Below are 16,854 nucleotides of genomic sequence, written 5' to 3' on the forward strand. Positions count from 1 at the left end.
TTGCCGACCGGATCGCCAAGTGTAGAATCGGCGAAATTTTTTCATTCGTTCCAACTTCAAGAGACCCATCATGGCCGGCAGTCAGATCGAACGGGCGCTCAGCCTGCTTGAGAGCCTTACCAACGAGCCTCGCGGCCAAGCCCTGCAAACCCTCGCCGAGCAGTTGGGCATGCCCAAGAGTGCAGCCCATCGCATGCTGTCCGAACTGGGCCGGCTGGGGTATGTGCGGCAGAACGCCGAGACCTTGCGCTATCACTTGTCGACCAAGCTGGTCGCGCTGGGCTTTCAGTACCTGTCGGGCAGCGGCGCCGACATCGTTCAGCCGATCCTCGACCGGCTGGCCCAGGACACCGGCGAGCTGGTGCGCCTCGGCGTGATCGAAGGCGACCGGCAAACCTGGATCGCCAAATCCCAGGGCGCCCGTTCCGGCCTGCGCTACGACCCGGAAATGGGTCGCGATGCGCCCCTGTTCTACACCGCCTCCGGGCATGCCTGGCTGGCCACCCTCAGTGATGCCAAGGCATTGGCCTTGGTGGAGCAGCAAGGCATTGCCAGCCGTGACGATTTCGGACCGAACGCGCCGCGTTCCAACGCCGATCTGCTCGAACGCCTGCGGGTGGCTCGCGAGGCCGGTTATGCCTGGGTGGTCGAAAGTTCGGCGTTGGGCACGTCGGCCCTGGCTGCCGTGATCCGGCATCCGCGCGACGCTCATGTGGTGGGTGTACTGAGCGTCGCCGGGCCCAGCGCGCGCCTGTCCGAAGCGCGCATGCATGAATTGGCCGCGGGTTTGTTGGCTGCTGCGCAGGAGTTGTCTCAGGTCAGCGTGGCGTCGGAGCTGTTCAGCTGAGTATAGAAACAAGGGGTGCCATCGCGATCCGTGAAGTCGCCTGCATGATTGCGTTCTTGGTGGCTTGAAATATTCCGGAACTTCGTTCTAAATATTTGGAGAAAACAAAAATCAAGGATCTGCATCGTGACTTCCCCTCTGCGAATCGCCCTGATCGGTGCTGGCAACATGGGCCGCCAGCATTACCAGCACCTGCAACAGATGGACGGCGCCCAGCTCTGCGCCATCGCCGACCCAGGCCCTCAGGCAGCCGCCTTTGCCGCTGAATGCGCGGTGCCGCATTTCGCCGATCATCAACAGATGCTGGCGCAGGTGGCGCCCGAGGCCGTCATCGTCGCCAACCCCAATGCCCAGCATGTGCGTACGGCTCTGGACTGTCTGGCGGCTGGGGTCTCCGTGTTGCTGGAAAAGCCGGTGGGGGTCGATCTGGACGAAGTGGCCGAGCTGGTGGCCGCCAGCTCGGCCAGCGGTGTGCCGGTCCTGGTCGGTCATCACCGGCGGCACAACCCGATGATCAGCCGCGCCCGACACGTGGTGCAAAGCGGTGTGCTGGGTCGGCTGACCACAGTGACGGCGCTGTGGCAGTTGCAGAAGCCCGGCAGTTACTTCGACATCGCCTGGCGTCGCGAGCCGGGGGCGGGGATGCTGCTGACCAATCTGATTCATGACCTGGATCTGCTGCGCTACCTGTGCGGCGAAGTCCGCCAGGTGCAGGCCTTCGGCAGCAATGGCATTCGCGGCTTCGGCAACGAAGACAGTGTGGCGGTGTTGCTGCAGTTCGAAAACGGTGCGCTGGGCACCTTGACCGGTTCCGATGGGGTTGCCGCGCCCTGGAGCTGGGAGCTCGGCTCGGGCGAGAACCCGGTCTACCCACGCCAGGCCGATCAGCCGTGCTACCTGCTGGCAGGCACGGCCGGTGCGCTGAGCGTGCCGCAACTGACGCGTTGGCATTACACCGAACCGGGCGCGGGCTGGCATGAACCCTTGCAGCAGGTGCAGGAGACCTTCGCCCCTGCTGAAGCGTTGCGCGTGCAGCTTGAGCATTTCATCGAGGTCGCGCGCGGGCAGGTCGAACCGCTGGTGAGTGTGGTGGATGCTGCGCGAACCCTGGCGTTGGTCGACGCCATCGGGGACGCGATGCGCACCGGGCGCGCCTGTGCACCCCGCGCGTTGGGCCAGGCCGGTTAGTTGGCTGAAACGCTCTCACCTTGACCGACACTTTCAAGCCCCAAGGAACCGCCCATGACCCACCGCATCCTGTCTCTGGCCGCCTTGACCGTGCTCGAGCTTTCGCCTCCCGAGATGGTCGAGGTCGCTGCCCGCGCCGGCTACAGCCACGTTGGCCTGCGCACCGAACCGGCCACGGTCGAGGAGCATCACTATCCGTTGCTGCGCGACAAGGCGCTGCAACGCCAGACGGCTGCTCGTTTGCGCGATACCGGCATCAAGGTGCTGGACATCGAAATCCTGCGGCTCAAACCGCTGACGCGCGTGGCGGATTTCGAAGCTCATCTGGCGTTGGGCGCCGAGTTCGGTGCCAGCGAATTGCTGGTGGCGGGTAATGATCCAGACGTGCAGCGAGCCAGCGACAACCTGGCCCAGCTGTGCGACCTTGCGCGGCCCTATGGCATCCATCCGCACCTGGAGTTCATGCCTTGGACCGACTGCCCGGATCTGGCCAGCGCGAGGGTGATGCTCGACAAGGCCGGTCGCGACAATGCCTGCATCCTGGTCGATGCCTTTCATTTCGACCGCTCCAAATCGCGACTTGAAGACCTGCACACGCTGCCACCGCAACGCTTGCGCTATGCCCAGCTGTGCGACGTGGCCGGTCCGCGTCCCGATGACATGGCCGAGATCCTGCGCCAGGCGCGCCAGGAGCGCCGTTTTCCGGGAGACGGTGATTGCGACCTGGTTGGCTTGTTGCGCGCGCTGCCCGAGGATGTGCCGCTGAGCCTGGAGATACCCACGGCGCGGCTGTTGGAGCAGGGGGTGAGCGCTTATGAGAGGGCCCGGATGGCCCTCGAGAAAACCCAGGCTTTACTGGCTGAGATCTAGGGTGATGCCACTGGCCTCTTCGCGGGCAGAGGGCTCGCTGCCCGCCCCGCTCCCACAGATTGCCCTAATGTCACTTGAGGCACCTGTGGGAGCGGGCTCTGCCCGCGAATAGCCCCACCGCGAACCCCTGCCTGGCTCAAGCCCCCTGCGGCACCTTGCGCGGTGCCATCAGGTACAACCACACCAAAGCAATGAAATACATCGCCGGAATGATCGTGAACAACACCGTGTAGTTGTTGTTCGTTACGGTCAGGATATAGCCCACCACCTGGGTCATGAACATCCCGCCGACCGCCGCGCACATGCCGCCGAAGCCGAACACCGTGCTCATCATGTGCTTGGGCGTGTAGTCCATCACCACGCTCCAGATGTTCGCCGTCCACGCCTGATGCGCGGCAATGGCCAGCGAAATCGCCGCCACCGCCACCCACAGGTTGGCCGCGCCAGCAGCAAATACCACGCTGATGATCGCCAGCGCAAACACGAGCATCGACAGCAGCCGCGCCTTGACCGGTTGCATGCCGCGCCCGATCAGGAACGAGGACAGCACGCCGCCGCCCACACTGCCGACGTCGGCACTCAGGTAAATGATGATCAGCGGGATGCCCATCTGGGTGACGTTGATACCCAATTGGTATTGCTGGTTGAGGAACGGCGGCAGCCAGTACAGGTAGAACCAGAACACCGGGGCCGTCATCATGAAGGCCCCGGCAAACGCCCAGGTGCCGCGCATGGTCATGATCTTCCAGAACGGTACGCCCGGTTGCTCTGGGGCTTCCTGATCCTGGATGTATTCGAGCTCGCTGGCCTTGACTCGTGGATGCTGGTCCGGATCGAAGTACTTGATGCCCCAGAACACCGCCCAGGCCAGCCCCAGCAGGGCGATGGTGAGAAACGCCGCCTGCCAGCCCCAGACACTGAGAATCAACGGCAGCATCATCGGGGTCAGCAGCGCGCCGACGTTGGTCCCGGCATTGAAGATGCCGGTGGCCACTGCGCGCTCCTTGGCCGGGAACCACAGCCGGGTGGTCTTCACACACGCGGGGTAGTTGGCGGCTTCGGTCAGGCCGAGGATGAACCGGCAGACCATGAAGCCCACCGCCGAGGTCGCCAGGCCGTGGGCACCGGTGGCCAGGCTCCAGAGCAACACCGCACAGAAGAACACACGCTTGACGCCGATCCGATCGATCAGGCGGCCTTGCAGCAGGAAGCCGATGGCATAGCCGACCTGGAACCAGAAGTTGATGTTGGCGTAGTCCATCGCCGTCCAGCTCATTTCCTTGGCCAGAATCGGCTGCATCACGCCCAGTGCGGCGCGATCGATGTAGTTCAAGGTTGTCGCGAAGAACACCAGGGCGAGCATGCCCCAGCGAGTCTTGCCGACGGCGGCGCCGGCCTTGACCATGTCCCTGAAGCCGACTTTGGTCTCAGGCGCTTGTTGGGCGCGGGGCAGGGCGGAGCTGTGGGGTTGTGTCATCGTTGGGACCATCCGTACAGGCGCGGTGGTTTCGACCACCGCCGAACTTCGACTGAGCGTGAGGCAGTCTGATACAGGGCATGCACGGTATCAGAGACATTGCCGTCAGGGAGCACTCGGTGGCGTCAAACGCGTGCGTATTGACTGGCTTCGACGCTGCTGGGAAAGGTCACAGGTACGGGATTGATGTGAAATCGGATGGGCATGAGTGATTACCTGAGTTCTTGAAATTCTTATGGGGTGTTGGCCGCCACGGCGGGCGGTCTGCGCCGGGTCGATTGCAATCTGCGTCTCGACCAGCTTCACTGTCGGGACCGATGGTGCGCACACCGCCTGGGCTAATCAATCGATGCACACGGTAAGTGGTCGATAATCGCACGCAAAACTAACCAGTTGGTACGTGCTCGGGTAGAGTGGCAAACTGATACAACCCCCTTTTTTCATCACGGTTCTGCCTGCCCTCAGGCGCTGGGCGGAACCGCAGAAAAGGCGCGTAGTCGAGGCCTCGGCGCAAGCCCTCGTAGCGCTTTTTCGTAGAGCCTTATTGGAGCGTGCCATGCAGCGTTCGATCGCCACCGTATCCTTGAGCGGTACCCTGCCGGAAAAACTCGAAGCCATTGCCGCCGCCGGCTTCGATGGCGTGGAAATCTTCGAGAATGATCTGCTGTACTACGACGGCAGTCCGCGTGAAGTGCGCCAGATGTGCGCCGACCTGGGCATCGCCATCACCCTGTTCCAACCGTTCCGTGACTTCGAAGGTGGCAACCGCTCGCGCATGGCGCGCAACTTCGACCGCGCCGAGCACAAGTTCGACCTGATGCAGGAACTGGGCACCGACCTGGTGCTGGTGTGCAGCAACACCGCCGCCGACTCGCTGGGCGAGCAGCAGATCCTCGTCGACGATCTGCGCGAGCTGGGCGAACGCGCCGGCAAGCGTGGCTTGCGCATTGGCTATGAAGCCTTGGCGTGGGGCCGTCACGTGAATACCTATCAGCAGGTCTGGGACATCGTCCGGCAGGCCGATCACCCTGCGCTGGGTGTGTTGCTCGACAGTTTCCACACGCTGTCGCTCAAGGGCGACCCGCGCGCCATCGCCGACATTCCCGGCGACAAGATCTTCTTCGTGCAGATGGCCGATGCGCCCATCCTGGCCATGGACGTACTGGAATGGAGTCGGCATTTCCGCTGCTTCCCAGGGCAGGGCGAGTTCGACCTGCCGGGCTTCCTCGCACCGATCATCAAGACCGGCTACACCGGCCCGTTGTCGCTGGAAATCTTCAACGACGGCTTCCGCGCCGCGCCGCCTCGGGCCAATGCCGCCGATGGTCTGCGCTCGCTGCTGTACCTGGAGGAAAAGACCCGCAAGCTGCTTGAACAGGAAGCAACGCCGGTGGCGAACCTGGACATCCTCTTCGCGCCGCCTGCTGCAGATGACTACAAAGGCATCGAATTTCTCGAATTCGCGGTCGACGAAGCCTTGGGGGCCAAGCTCAGCCACTGGCTGCAGCAACTGGGCTTCGCCAAGGCCGGCCAGCATCGTTCCAAGAACGTCAGCCTGCTGCGTCAGGGCGATATCAACCTGATCCTAAATGCCGAACCCTATTCCTTCGCCCACAACTTCTTCGAATCCCACGGCCCATCGCTGTGTGCGACCGCGTTGCGGGTCAAGGACAGCGCCAAGTCACTGGAACGCGCAGTGGCTTACAAGGCCCAGCCGTTCCGCGGCCTGGTCGGGCCCAACGAGCGTCAGCTGGCGGCCGTGCGGGCGCTGGATGGCAGCCTGATCTACCTGGTGGACGAGGCCAGCGACGGGCCGACCATCTACGAGAGCGACTTCAGCCTCAGCCCATCGCCAGCGACGCCGGGCATGCTCAAGTCCATCGACCACATGGCCATGGCCATTCCGCCGGACACCCTCGACAGCTGGGTGCTGTTCTACAAGACCGTGCTCGATTTCAAGGCCGACGACGAAGTGGTGCTGCCCGACCCCTATGGCCTGGTGAAAAGCCGTGCGGTGCGCAGCCAGTGCAGTTCGATCCGCCTGCCGCTGAACATTTCGGAAAACCGCAACACGGCGATTTCCCATGCGCTGTCGACCTATCGCGGTTCGGGCGTGCACCACATCGCCTTCGATTGCGACGACATTTTCGCAGCCGTCAGCAAGGCCAAGGAGGCCGGGGTGGCGCTGCTGGACATCCCGCTCAACTATTACGATGACCTCGGTGCGCGGTTCGATTTCGACGACGAATTCCTCAGCGAGCTGGCGTACTACAACGTGCTGTACGACCGTGACGCCAACGGCGGTGAGCTGTTCCATGTCTATACCGAGCCGTTCGAGGAGCGCTTCTTCTTCGAAGTGCTGCAGCGTCGCGGCGGTTATGCCGGCTATGGCGCTGCCAACGTTGCAGTGCGCGCCTGTCGGCCATGGCCAAGGCGCGCGCCGGTGGCATACGCCACGCCAAGCTCTGATCGGGTGCCCGCCGCGCAGGTGCGCGGCGGGCTTTGCTTGCGTGCGCGGCGCGCCGCATAATGCCCGCTGACCAACGACGGCCGTGAGCCCAGCATGACTACAATCTCAGAGGCCGACGCGCACGCTGCCGACGTTCCTCGCAAGCCCCGCAAGAACAACCCCGAGAAGACCCGCGAGAACATCCTGCAGGCGGCCATCACCGAGTTCGTCGAGCAGGGCCTGGCGGGCGCCCGCGTCGATGCCATCGCCGAGCGTACGCACACCTCCAAGCGCATGATCTACTACTACTTCAGCAGCAAGGAGCAGCTTTACCTGGAGGTGCTGGAAAAGCTCTATGGGGATATTCGCGGCACCGAGGCCAAGTTGCATCTGGACGAGCTGACGCCGGTGGAAGGCATTCGCCGGCTGGTGGAGTTCAGCTTCGATCACCACGATCGCAACGAGGATTTCGTGCGTATCGTGTGCAACGAAAACATGCACAAGGGCGAGTACGTCAAGAAGTCCACGAGCATTCGCGAGTTGAACAAGACCGTGCTTCTGGCACTGGCCGACCTGTTGCGGCGCGGCACCGAGCAGGGCGTGTTCCGTCCGGGGCTGGATGCCATGGACGTGCATTTGATGATCAGTTCGTTCTGCTTCTACCGGGTGTCCAACAAGCACACCTTCGGCCAGTTGTTTCAGGTGGATTTCAACGAAGCCACGTTGAAGCTGCACCATCGCGAAATGCTCTGCGAATCACTCCTGCGCTTCATCCAGGCCCCGTAGCAGCCACAGACGCCGCATCCACCGCCGACGCGGCTCGCGCCGCTGCTACAGACACGCCGCGATCCCCTGTGGGAGCGGGCTCTGCCCGCGAAGGGCGCGCTACGGTACAACAGGTAGACCGCACCCACCGCCGACGCGGCTCGCGCCGCTGCTGCAAACACCGCGATCCCCTGTAGCAGCGGCGCAAGCCGCGTCCGGCCGCACCGCGTTGTGCCTGACACACCGCACCGGCACCGACCGCCGACGCGGCTTGCGCCACCCCCCTGTAGCAGCGGCGCAAGCCGCGTCCGGCCGCACCGCGTTGTGCCTGACACACCGCATCCACCGCCGACGCGGCTTGCGCCGCTGCTACACGGGTCGTGATTCGGGTCTGGGCTTATCCGTTCATTTCGGCGAAATGCGCCATCATGCGTTCGGCATCGGCTTGCCGGCCGCTGAACAGCTCGAAGGCCTTCACGGCCTGGAACACGGCCATGGTGCCGCCGTCCAGCGTGCGGCAACCCAGGGCGCGGGCTTCGCGCAGCAATTCGGTCTCGAGCGGAAAATAGACGATCTCGGCCACCCACAGCGCCGGGCGCAAGGCCGACTTGGGCACCGGCATGCCCGGCAGCTTGGCCATGCCCATCGGTGTGGTGTTGACCAGGCCATCGGCCTCGGCCAAGGCCGTCAGCAGGTCGCTGCCCGCCTGTGCCGGCTGCCCCGGAAAATGCTGGTTGAGGTTGTCGGCCAGGGCCTGCGCCCGCGCCGGCTCGACATCGAAGATGCTCAACTGCTGCACGCCTTCGAGCAGCAACGCATGGGCCACCGCCGCACCGGCACCGCCGGCACCCATCTGCACCACACGGTCGCGCTTGGCCTCGTGCATGCCGCGGCGGAAACCTTCGGCGAACCCCAGGCAATCGGTGTTGTGGCCGACCCGTTTGCCATCCTTGAGCACCACGGTGTTCACGGCGCCGATTCCAGACGCCTCCGGCGACAGCTCATCGAGCAGGGGAATGATCGCCTGCTTGGCCGGAAAGGTGATGTTGAGGCCGGTGAAGCTCATGCGTTGAGCCGCAGTGAGCAGCTCTTCGAGGGCACCGTTGTCGAGCTTCAGTGCATCCAGGTCGATCAACCGGTAGACATACCCCAAGCCCTGCGCCGCGCCTTCGCGCTCGTGCATGGCCGGGGTGCGGGACTGCTGGATACCGGCGCCGATCAGGCCCGCCAGGACGTTTTTACCGCTCATCGAGTGACTCCATTATTTTTGTTGGGTGCGATGCGGGTAAATTGTACTAACCGGTTAATTACGTCAAATCATTTTGTCGGCGTCGTCTGCTTGCCATGGCCCGACACGGCAGCGCCTGCATTGCGGGGCAATTGCCAGAGGTCGAACATCGATACCAAGGTCAGCATCCCCACCAGCACGAACGCCATGTGATAGCTGGCCAGGGATTCGCCGTTCACGCCCAGCACCGATTCGCTCAGGCGCAGGAAGATCACCGCCAACGCCACGCCCAGGCCGAAAGCCAACTGCTGAGTCATGCTGAACAGCGTGTTGGCCGAAGACATCAGCGGCTGCGGCATGTCGGCGAAGGCGACGCTGCTGTAGGCGGTGAACCCCATCGAACGAGCCATGCCCGACACCAACAGCACCGGCAGGATCACCGCCAGTGGCGTGGCCGAGGTCATTGCCGCGCAGGCGAAGGTAGTGCCCGCAAGTACCAGGCTGCTGCCGATCAGCGTGGTCCGGAAACCCCAGCGACGCAGCACCCAAGAGGTCATGGGCTTCATCCCGATGTTGCCGGCGAACAGCGTGAGCACCAGCAGGCCGGCGGTGAAGGCGTCATGACCGAACCCCAACTGGAACATCAGCGGCAGCAGGAAAGGGTGTGCGCTGACCATGGCGCGAAACAGCGAGCCGCCGTTGAAGGTTATCCGGTAGGTAGGGATCTTCAGGGCGTCCAGTTTCAACAGGGGCGTGGGGTGACGGGTGAAGTGACGGTACATCGCCCACAGCAGGAGGGCACTGGTGGCCAGCATCAGGTAGCCGTACCCGCTGCGTGGAGCCTGACCTATGAAATCGAGGCCGAACAGCAGGCCCACGCACGCCAGGGCACAGAGTACAAAACCCACTGTGTCGAAGGGGCGGTGGGGATGTACGCCCCGGCCCTCGGGCATCAGCTTGTAGGCACACACCAGAGCGATCAGGCCCAACGGCAGGTTGAGCAGGAAGATCCAGTGCCATGACGCATAGGTGGCCAGGAAGCCCCCCACCGGCGGACCCAGCACCGGCGCCACCAGTCCGGGCCAGGTGATGAAGGCGATGGCAGTGAGCAGGTCAGACTTCTCGGTATTGCGCAGGACTGCCAGACGCCCCACCGGCACCATCATGGCCCCACCGATGCCCTGCAGCACCCGCGCGGCGGTGAACTGCCAGAGCTCCTGCGAGGCTGCGCACAGTACCGAGGCCAAGGTGAACAGCGCCAGCGCTGCCATGAACACGCGACGATGCCCCCAGCGATCGGCCACCCAGCCACTGCCGGGAATGAAGATCGCCAGGGTCATGACGTAGGCGGTGATGCCGATGTTCAGGTCCACTGCGGTGGCCTGGAAGGATCTGGCCATGTCCGGCAGGGCAGTGACGATCACCGTGGCGTCCAGGTTTTCCATGAAGAACGCCGCGGCCACCAGAAGACGCCATCAAGCGTGAGCGCGAAGCGGACAGAGGGCCGTTGGCAGCGTTGTTCAAGCCGGTCTCCATGACAGTGGTAACTTCTTGTTACCTCTGTTCTACCACAGGCACGTCCGCCGTTGCAGCCACGCAAGCCGCGTCAGGGGGCTGCGTGGGTTGCCTGACAGGATGCGTGACCGTCTCGCGTGGTTCGGCCCGTCAGTGCAGCACGGCGGTCAACGGCGTACCAGCAAGACCCCTGATTCCATGTGATGGGTGTACGGAAACTGATCGAACAGGGCGCACTTGGCCACCCGATGGGTATCGTGCAATTGCTCGATGTTGGCCGCCAACGTCTCCGGATTACAGGAGATGTACAGGATGTTGTCGAAACGTCGGGTCAGCTCGCAGGTGTCCACGTCCATGCCGGCCCGTGGCGGATCGACGAACACGCTGCCGAAGTCATAGGCCTTGAGATCGATACCCTGCAGACGACGGAACGGACGCACTTCGTTGAGCGCCTCGGTCAGCTCTTCGGCCGACAAGCGCACCAGGGTCACGTTGTCGACGCCGTTGTCATCGAGGTTGTGCAAGGCGGCGGCGACCGATGTCTTGCTGATTTCCGTGGCCAGCACCTTGCGCACCTGCGTGGCCAGCGGCAGGGTGAAGTTGCCGTTGCCGCAGTACAGCTCCAGCAGATCGTCGTCGCGCGGGCCCAGGGCCTCGTACGCCCAGTTGAGCATCTTCTGGTTGACCGTGCCGTTGGGCTGGGTGAACGCACCTTCGGGCTGGCGATAGCGGAACGTACGACCGGCCACCTCGAGCGCCTCGACCGCATAGTCGCGGCCGATGACCACACGCTTGCCCTTGGAACGACCGATGATGCTCACACCCAGGTCGCTCGCCAGTTGCTCGGCAGCGCGCTGCCAGTGCTCGTCCAGCGGGCGGTGATAGCACAGCGTTACCATCGCGTCGCCGTCCAGTGTGGTCAGAAACTCCACCTGGAACAGCTTGTTGCTCAGCGCCGCATCGGCCTGCCAGGCGGCCTTCAGGCGCGGCATCAGCTCGTTGATGCGCGCGCTTGCGATGGGAAAGCTGTCGATCAGGATCGGCACATGCTTCTCGCCGGGCGCGAACATCGCGTAGTGCCGCTGGCCATCCTCGCGCCACAGGCGAAATTCTGCGCGCAGCCGGTAGTGCTCGCGGGGCGAATCGAACACAGCCGGTTCCGGCGCATCGAACGGCGCCAGCAACGCGCGCAGGCGCGCTACCTTTTCATCCAGCTGCTGGGTGTAGGAGGAGGGGTCGAGAACAGCACTCATGGATACCAGCCCAGTTTCACAACGAACAGAATGGAGAGGATCACCAGCGCCGAGTTCAAGTCGCGGGCACGGCCCGCCAGCAGCTTGATCAAGGTCCAGGCGATGAAGCCGAAGGCGATGCCGTTGGCGATCGAATAGGTCAGCGGCATGGCCAGCGCGGTGACCACCACCGGGGCGGCTTCGGTGATGTCGTCCCACTCGATTTCAGCCAGGCCCGACGCCATCAATACCGCCACGAAGAACAACGCCGGTGCCGTGGCATAGGCCGGCACGCTGCCCGCCAGTGGGGCAAAGAACAGTGCCAGCAGAAACAGCACCGCGACCACGATGGCGGTCAGGCCGGTACGGCCCCCCGCGCTGACGCCCGCTGCCGACTCGATGTAGCTGGTGGTGGTGGAAGTACCCAGCAGCGAACCGGCCATGGCCGCCGTGCTGTCAGCGATCAGCGCCCGACCCATCTTCGGCATGTGGCCGTCCTTGCCCATCAGGCCGGCGCGCTTGGCCACGCCGATCAAGGTCCCGGAGTTATCGAACAGGTCGACGAAGAGGAAGGCGAAAATCACGCTGAGCAGGCCGATGTCCAAGGCCCCGGCGATGTCCAGCTGCATGAAGGTCGGCGCCAGCGATGGTGGCATCGACACCAGCCCGTTGAATGGGCTGAAGCCCAGCAGGATCGACGCGGTGGTCACCACCAGAATGCCGATCAGCACCGCCCCGCGGACCTTGCGCGCCTCCAGGGCGACGATCAGGAAAAAGCCCAGGATCGCCAGCACCGCACCGGGCTTGGTCAGGTCGCCCATGCCCACCACGGTGGCCGGATTGCCGACCACGATCCCGGCGCCTTGCAGCGCGATCAGCGCCAGGAACAGGCCGATGCCCGCAGCGATGGCCGAACGCAATGGCAGGGGGATGCTGTTGACGATCCACTCGCGGATCCGAAAGATCGACAGCAGGAAAAAGCACACCGCCGAGATGAACACCGCGCCCAGCGCCACCTGCCAGGTGTGGCCCATGTGCAGCACGACGGTGTAGGTGAAGAAGGCGTTCAGGCCCATCCCCGGCGCCAGGGCGATCGGGTAGTTGGCGATCAGGCCCATGACCGTCGAGCCGATGGCCGCGGCCAGGCAGGTGGCGACGAAGACCGCGCCCTTGTCCATGCCGGTTTCGCCCAGGATGCTGGGGTTGACGAACAGGATGTAGGCCATCGCCAGAAAGGTCGTGACCCCGGCGAGTATTTCCGTGCGCACGTTGGTGTTGTGCGCCTTGAGTTGAAACAGCCTTTCCAGCATGCCCGCTCCCTGTGGCGCGTTTTGCGCCGTTACCGTTGTTGTCGAGTGTTGTCGTGTCGACCCTGATAGCAAAGCACATCCGGGCGGTAAAAAAAGCCGCGCATCATACCAGCACGGTCGCGGGGAAACACTCATCAGCTCGTCTGAACGAATGACCGGCGTGCCAAGTCGTACCTGCAAACGACGCGACATGAAAAATGCCGCGCACGCAAGCTGAACCACCGTGAGGTCGACCCGATGAGCACCCTTTCTTCCAGCGCTGGCGCGCAGCCGTACGCCAGCCACAGCATTTCTCTGCAACTCAATGGCCAGTCGCGCCAGCTCGATGTATTGCCCTGGACCACCCTGCTGGATCTGCTGCGCGAACAGCTCGATCTGGTCGGCAGCAAAAAAGGCTGCGACCACGGTCAGTGCGGCGCCTGCACCGTGCTGCTCAATGGCAAGCGGGTCAACGCCTGCCTGACCCTGGCCGTGATGTGCGACGGCGCCGAGCTGACCACCATCGAAGGCCTGGCGCAGGGTGATCAACTGCATCCGGTCCAGGCCGCGTTCATCAAGCACGATGCCTTCCAGTGCGGTTACTGCACGCCGGGGCAGATCTGCTCGGCCGTTGGCCTGATCAACGAAGGCCGCGCCGACTCCAGCGCCGACATCAAGGAATTGATGAGCGGCAACCTGTGCCGTTGCGGCGCCTACAGCAACATCCGCGCGGCCATCGAAGAAGTGGTCGAAGTGCAGGGAGGGGAGCGCTCATGAATCCGTTTACCTACGCCAAGCCTGCCGGTGTCGACGAAGCCGTACGCCTGGCCGGTCCTCGCTCGCGCTTCATCGCCGGTGGTACCAACCTGCTCGACCTGATGAAAGAAAACGTCCTGCAGCCCGAGCAGCTCATCGACATCACCGGGCTGCCCCTGCGCGAAGTCGAGGAAACCGCCGAGGGCGGCGTGCGCATCGGCGCCCTGGTCAGCAATGCCGACCTGGCCTGGCACCCGTTGATCGAGCAGCGTTACCCGTTGCTCAGCCAGGCGATCCTGGCCGGTGCTTCGCCGCAGCTGCGCAACATGGCCAGCACCGGCGGCAACCTGCTGCAGCGCACGCGCTGCTACTACTTCTACGATTCGAAGATGCCGTGCAACAAACGCGAGCCCGGCACCGGTTGCCCGGCCAAGGACGGCTTGAATCGCATCCACGCCATCCTGGGCGCCAGCGAGCAGTGCGTCGCCACCCATCCTTCGGACATGTGTGTGGCCCTGGCAGCGCTGGCTGCCGTGGTCCATGTGCAGGGTCCGAACGGCGCGCGCACCATCGAATTCGCCGACTTTCATCGCCTGCCCGCGGACGCGCCCGAGCGCGACAACCAACTGGCCGATGACGAACTGATCACCGCGGTTGAACTGCCCGCCGCCGGTTTCACCGCCCACAGCCAGTACCTGAAGATCCGCGATCGGGCGTCTTACGCTTTCGCGCTGGTATCGGTTGCCGCAGCGCTGGAGCTGGATGGCGAGACCATTCGCGACGCCCGCCTGGCGCTGGGCGGTGTCGCCCACAAGCCGTGGCGCGATGAAGCTGTGGAGCGCCTGCTGATCGGCCAGCCCGCCACTGCCGAGACCTTCGGCAAAGCTGCCGACGCCCTGTTGCAGGACGCTCGCGGTCTGCAACACAACACCTTCAAGATCAAGCTGGCCCGCCGCGCGATAGTCCGTGCCCTGAGCGACGCCGCCAAAGGGGAGATGCAGCGATGAGCACACTTGGCAAACCCATGGACCGCGTCGACGGTCTGCTCAAGGTGACCGGTCAGGCGCGCTACGCTGGCGAGTTTCCTGAAGATGGCCTGCTGTTTGGCAGTGTGGTCTCCAGCACCATCGCCAACGGCCGCGTGCTGTCCATCGATGCGTCCAAGGCTCTGGCATTGCCGGGCGTGGTGGCCGTGATCGACCACACCAACCGCCCGAAGCTGGCCAGCTACGACGAAAAATACGAAGACGACGATGCCGCCGACGGCTCGCCGTTTCGCCCGCTGTACAACGACAACGTGCTCTACAGCGGCCAGCCGCTGGCGCTGGTCGTCGCGGAAAACCTGGAACTGGCGCGCCATGCGGGCGCTCTGGTCCAGATCGAATACGCCCAGGAACCTCACCAGACCGACCTGCGCGCACAACTATCCGCCGCCAAGCCGGCGCCGGCTGAACTGCCCGAACCGCGCGGCGATTTTGCCAGGCAATACGCTGCCGCCCCGATCACCGTCGACGCCACCTACGACACGCCGGTCGAGCACCACAACCCGATGGAGCCCCATGCCAGCACCGCGCTGTATCAGGCCGACGGCAGCCTGGTGATCCACGACAAGACCCAGAGCACGCAGAACTGCCAGACCTATCTGTCCAACGTGTTCGGCCTGGACAAGGACAGGATCCGCGTCATGGCTGCTTTCGTCGGCGGCGCCTTCGGCTCCGGCCTGCGTCCGCAGTACCAGCTGCCGCTGGCCGTGATGGCCGCCCTGCACCTCAAGCGCTCGGTACGCGTGACCCTGACCCGTCAGCAGATGTTCACCTTCGGCTACCGTCCGCGCACCGTGCAGCAGCTGCAACTGGCCTGCAACGCCGACGGCAAGCTGCAGGCAGTCGGCCACACCGCGACCGGTCAGACCTCGCGTTTCGAAGACTTCTCCGAGCACGTCGTGGAGTGGAGCGGCATGCTCTACCACTGCGATAACGTCAAACTGACCTACAACCTGGTGCCCTTGGACGTGTTCACGCCCCTGGACATGCGCGCTCCCGGCGCAGCCCTGGGCATGATCGGCCTGGAATGCGCGATGGACGAGCTGGCCGTGGCGGCCAAGATCGACCCCGTGCAACTGCGCCTGGTCAACTTCTCCGACACCAACCAGAACGAAGGCAAGCCGTATTCCAGCAAGGAACTCAAGGCCTGCTACCAGCAGGGCGCCGAACGTTTCGGCTGGAGCCAGCGCACGGTCGAGCCACGCAGCATGCGCCGCGACAACCAGTTGGTGGGCATGGGCATGGCCGGTGGGGTCTGGGAGGCCATGCAGATGCCGGCCAGCGCCAAGGCCAAAATCGACAAGCAAGGCAAGCTGGTGGTCAGCAGCGCGACCACTGACATCGGCACCGGCACCTATACAGTGATGACCCAGATCGCTGCGGCAGCGGCCGGTGTCGCCGCGCAGGACGTGGAGTTCAAACTGGGCGACTCGTCGCTGCCCACCGCGCCACTGCAAGGTGGCTCGTTCACCGTGTCGTCGGTGGGGACCGCCGTGCAGCAGGCCTGCGAAGCGCTCAAAGCCAAGCTGATCCACGCCGCCAGCCAGGTGCAGCCGGCCTTCGCCGAGGCAGACCCCGCACAGGTGTTCATCGAGGACGGCGAGCTGCGCTGCCCGGGCCATCACGTGTCGCTGCAGAACCTGAGCGGCATCGACGGTATGGATACCTTCGAAGCCCAGGTCGATGCCGAGCCGGACAAGAAGCGTGAAGGCTACGCCACGGCCACGCATTCGGCGGTCTTCGTCGAAGTGGAAGTGGACGAAGACCTGGGCACCATCCGCGTCACCCGCGTGGTGAGTGCCGTGGCCGCCGGTCGCGTGGTGAACCCGAAGATGGCCCGCAGCCAGATCCTCGGCGGCGTGGTCTGGGGCCTGGGCATGGCCCTGCAGGAAGAAACCCAGACCGACCATAACCTGGGCCGCTTCATGAACCACAGCCTGGCTGAGTACCACATTCCGGTGAATGCCGACATCAACGACATCGACGTGATCTTCGTCGACGAGCCCGACAACATCGTCAACGCCCTGGGTTCCAAGGGTGTCGGCGAGATCGGCATCGTCGGTGTCGCGGCCGCCGTGGCCAACGCCATCTACCACGCCACCGGCAAGCGTGTCCGCGAGTTCCCCATCACCTTGGACAAGGTGCTCTGAAAGCTCGATTCCGGCCGGTGCGCACTGCACCGGCCGGTGTTTTCG

At 64.1% G+C, this 16,854-nt stretch carries 12 protein-coding genes and 1 pseudogene; 8 read left to right on the forward strand and 5 right to left on the reverse strand.

Annotated features, from left to right (window positions below; translation table 11 throughout):
- Window positions 1-70 precede the first annotated feature (70 nt).
- The 3 genes from ABMD26_RS14815 to ABMD26_RS14825 all read left to right on the forward strand — a co-directional run bounded on the left by ABMD26_RS14815 (window position 71) and on the right by ABMD26_RS14825 (window position 2,905).
- On the forward strand, window positions 71-847 hold the full coding sequence (locus tag ABMD26_RS14815; RefSeq protein ID WP_354310450.1) for an IclR family transcriptional regulator: 777 nt from the start codon (window positions 71-73) through the stop codon (window positions 845-847).
- Window positions 848-973: 126 nt separating this feature from the next.
- The gene (locus tag ABMD26_RS14820; RefSeq protein WP_354310452.1) at window positions 974-2,035 is read left to right on the forward strand and encodes a Gfo/Idh/MocA family protein; all 1,062 of its coding nucleotides are present in this window, start codon (window positions 974-976) and stop codon (window positions 2,033-2,035) included.
- Window positions 2,036-2,089: 54 nt separating this feature from the next.
- Window positions 2,090-2,905, forward strand: a complete 816-nt coding sequence (locus ABMD26_RS14825) for a sugar phosphate isomerase/epimerase family protein (RefSeq protein ID WP_354310454.1) — start codon at window positions 2,090-2,092, stop codon at window positions 2,903-2,905.
- 136 nt (window positions 2,906-3,041) lie between these two features.
- Here the strand turns inward: ABMD26_RS14825 and ABMD26_RS14830 are convergent, their stop codons facing one another.
- The gene (locus ABMD26_RS14830) at window positions 3,042-4,382 is read right to left on the reverse strand and encodes an MFS transporter (protein ID WP_049860908.1); all 1,341 of its coding nucleotides are present in this window, start codon (window positions 4,380-4,382) and stop codon (window positions 3,042-3,044) included.
- Window positions 4,383-4,938: 556 nt separating this feature from the next.
- On the opposite strand from ABMD26_RS14830, the pseudogene quiC reads away from it, so the two are divergent.
- Window positions 4,939-6,851: pseudogene (quiC, locus tag ABMD26_RS14835) on the forward strand (3-dehydroshikimate dehydratase QuiC).
- 94 nt (window positions 6,852-6,945) lie between these two features.
- Window positions 6,946-7,617, forward strand: coding sequence for a TetR/AcrR family transcriptional regulator (locus tag ABMD26_RS14840; protein ID WP_049860910.1), 672 nt, complete (start codon window positions 6,946-6,948; stop codon window positions 7,615-7,617).
- A gap of 376 nt (window positions 7,618-7,993) precedes the next feature.
- Here the strand turns inward: ABMD26_RS14840 and ABMD26_RS14845 are convergent, their stop codons facing one another.
- The 4 genes from ABMD26_RS14845 to ABMD26_RS14860 all read right to left on the reverse strand — a co-directional run bounded on the left by ABMD26_RS14845 (window position 7,994) and on the right by ABMD26_RS14860 (window position 12,881).
- Window positions 7,994-8,845: a shikimate dehydrogenase gene (locus ABMD26_RS14845; RefSeq protein ID WP_049860911.1), complete on the reverse strand. Its 852-nt coding sequence runs from the start codon at window positions 8,843-8,845 to the stop codon at window positions 7,994-7,996.
- Window positions 8,846-8,913: 68 nt separating this feature from the next.
- Entirely contained in the window at window positions 8,914-10,287 is a 1,374-nt protein-coding gene (locus ABMD26_RS14850) for an MFS transporter (protein ID WP_354310457.1), read from the reverse strand.
- A gap of 219 nt (window positions 10,288-10,506) precedes the next feature.
- Window positions 10,507-11,592: a tRNA (uridine(54)-C5)-methyltransferase TrmA gene (trmA, locus tag ABMD26_RS14855; protein ID WP_320498375.1), complete on the reverse strand. Its 1,086-nt coding sequence runs from the start codon at window positions 11,590-11,592 to the stop codon at window positions 10,507-10,509.
- Complete coding sequence (locus ABMD26_RS14860; RefSeq protein ID WP_049860914.1) at window positions 11,589-12,881, reverse strand: NCS2 family permease; 1,293 nt, start codon at window positions 12,879-12,881, stop codon at window positions 11,589-11,591. Before ABMD26_RS14860 ends, trmA begins: the two co-directional genes overlap by 4 nt.
- 237 nt (window positions 12,882-13,118) lie before the next feature.
- Here ABMD26_RS14860 and ABMD26_RS14865 point away from each other — a divergent pair, with 237 nt between their 5' ends.
- From ABMD26_RS14865 to ABMD26_RS14875, 3 genes are read left to right on the forward strand one after another with little or no spacing between them, the layout of a single operon-like run.
- Window positions 13,119-13,637 carry a (2Fe-2S)-binding protein gene (locus ABMD26_RS14865; protein ID WP_049860915.1) on the forward strand — a complete coding sequence of 173 codons (519 nt, stop codon included), beginning with the start codon at window positions 13,119-13,121 and terminating at the stop codon, window positions 13,635-13,637.
- Window positions 13,634-14,623, forward strand: a complete 990-nt coding sequence (locus tag ABMD26_RS14870) for an FAD binding domain-containing protein (RefSeq protein ID WP_049860916.1) — start codon at window positions 13,634-13,636, stop codon at window positions 14,621-14,623. The genes ABMD26_RS14865 and ABMD26_RS14870 overlap by 4 nt, the downstream gene beginning before the upstream one ends.
- On the forward strand, window positions 14,620-16,809 hold the full coding sequence (locus tag ABMD26_RS14875; RefSeq protein WP_354310461.1) for a xanthine dehydrogenase family protein molybdopterin-binding subunit: 2,190 nt from the start codon (window positions 14,620-14,622) through the stop codon (window positions 16,807-16,809). The genes ABMD26_RS14870 and ABMD26_RS14875 overlap by 4 nt, the downstream gene beginning before the upstream one ends.
- The last annotated feature ends 45 nt before the right edge of the window (window positions 16,810-16,854 follow it).

It is taken from the genome of Pseudomonas sp. PvP001, from assembly GCF_040546375.1.
Taxonomy (GTDB): Bacteria; Pseudomonadota; Gammaproteobacteria; order Pseudomonadales; family Pseudomonadaceae; genus Aquipseudomonas; species Aquipseudomonas coleopterorum.

What these genes read in the sequence shown, in the direction of transcription:
- ABMD26_RS14815 (WP_354310450.1), top strand. Translation starts at nt 71, where the DNA reads ATGGCCGGCAGTCAGATCGAACGGGCGCTCAGCCTGCTTGAGAGCCTT.
- ABMD26_RS14825 (WP_354310454.1), top strand. Translation starts at nt 2,090, where the DNA reads ATGACCCACCGCATCCTGTCTCTGGCCGCCTTGACCGTGCTCGAGCTT.
- ABMD26_RS14830 (WP_049860908.1), bottom strand. Translation starts at nt 4,382, where the DNA reads ATGACACAACCCCACAGCTCCGCCCTGCCCCGCGCCCAACAAGCGCCT.
- ABMD26_RS14840 (WP_049860910.1), top strand. Translation starts at nt 6,946, where the DNA reads ATGACTACAATCTCAGAGGCCGACGCGCACGCTGCCGACGTTCCTCGC.
- ABMD26_RS14845 (WP_049860911.1), bottom strand. Translation starts at nt 8,845, where the DNA reads ATGAGCGGTAAAAACGTCCTGGCGGGCCTGATCGGCGCCGGTATCCAG.
- trmA (WP_320498375.1), bottom strand. Translation starts at nt 11,592, where the DNA reads ATGAGTGCTGTTCTCGACCCCTCCTCCTACACCCAGCAGCTGGATGAA.
- ABMD26_RS14860 (WP_049860914.1), bottom strand. Translation starts at nt 12,881, where the DNA reads ATGCTGGAAAGGCTGTTTCAACTCAAGGCGCACAACACCAACGTGCGC.
- ABMD26_RS14865 (WP_049860915.1), top strand. Translation starts at nt 13,119, where the DNA reads ATGAGCACCCTTTCTTCCAGCGCTGGCGCGCAGCCGTACGCCAGCCAC.
- ABMD26_RS14870 (WP_049860916.1), top strand. Translation starts at nt 13,634, where the DNA reads ATGAATCCGTTTACCTACGCCAAGCCTGCCGGTGTCGACGAAGCCGTA.
- ABMD26_RS14875 (WP_354310461.1), top strand. Translation starts at nt 14,620, where the DNA reads ATGAGCACACTTGGCAAACCCATGGACCGCGTCGACGGTCTGCTCAAG.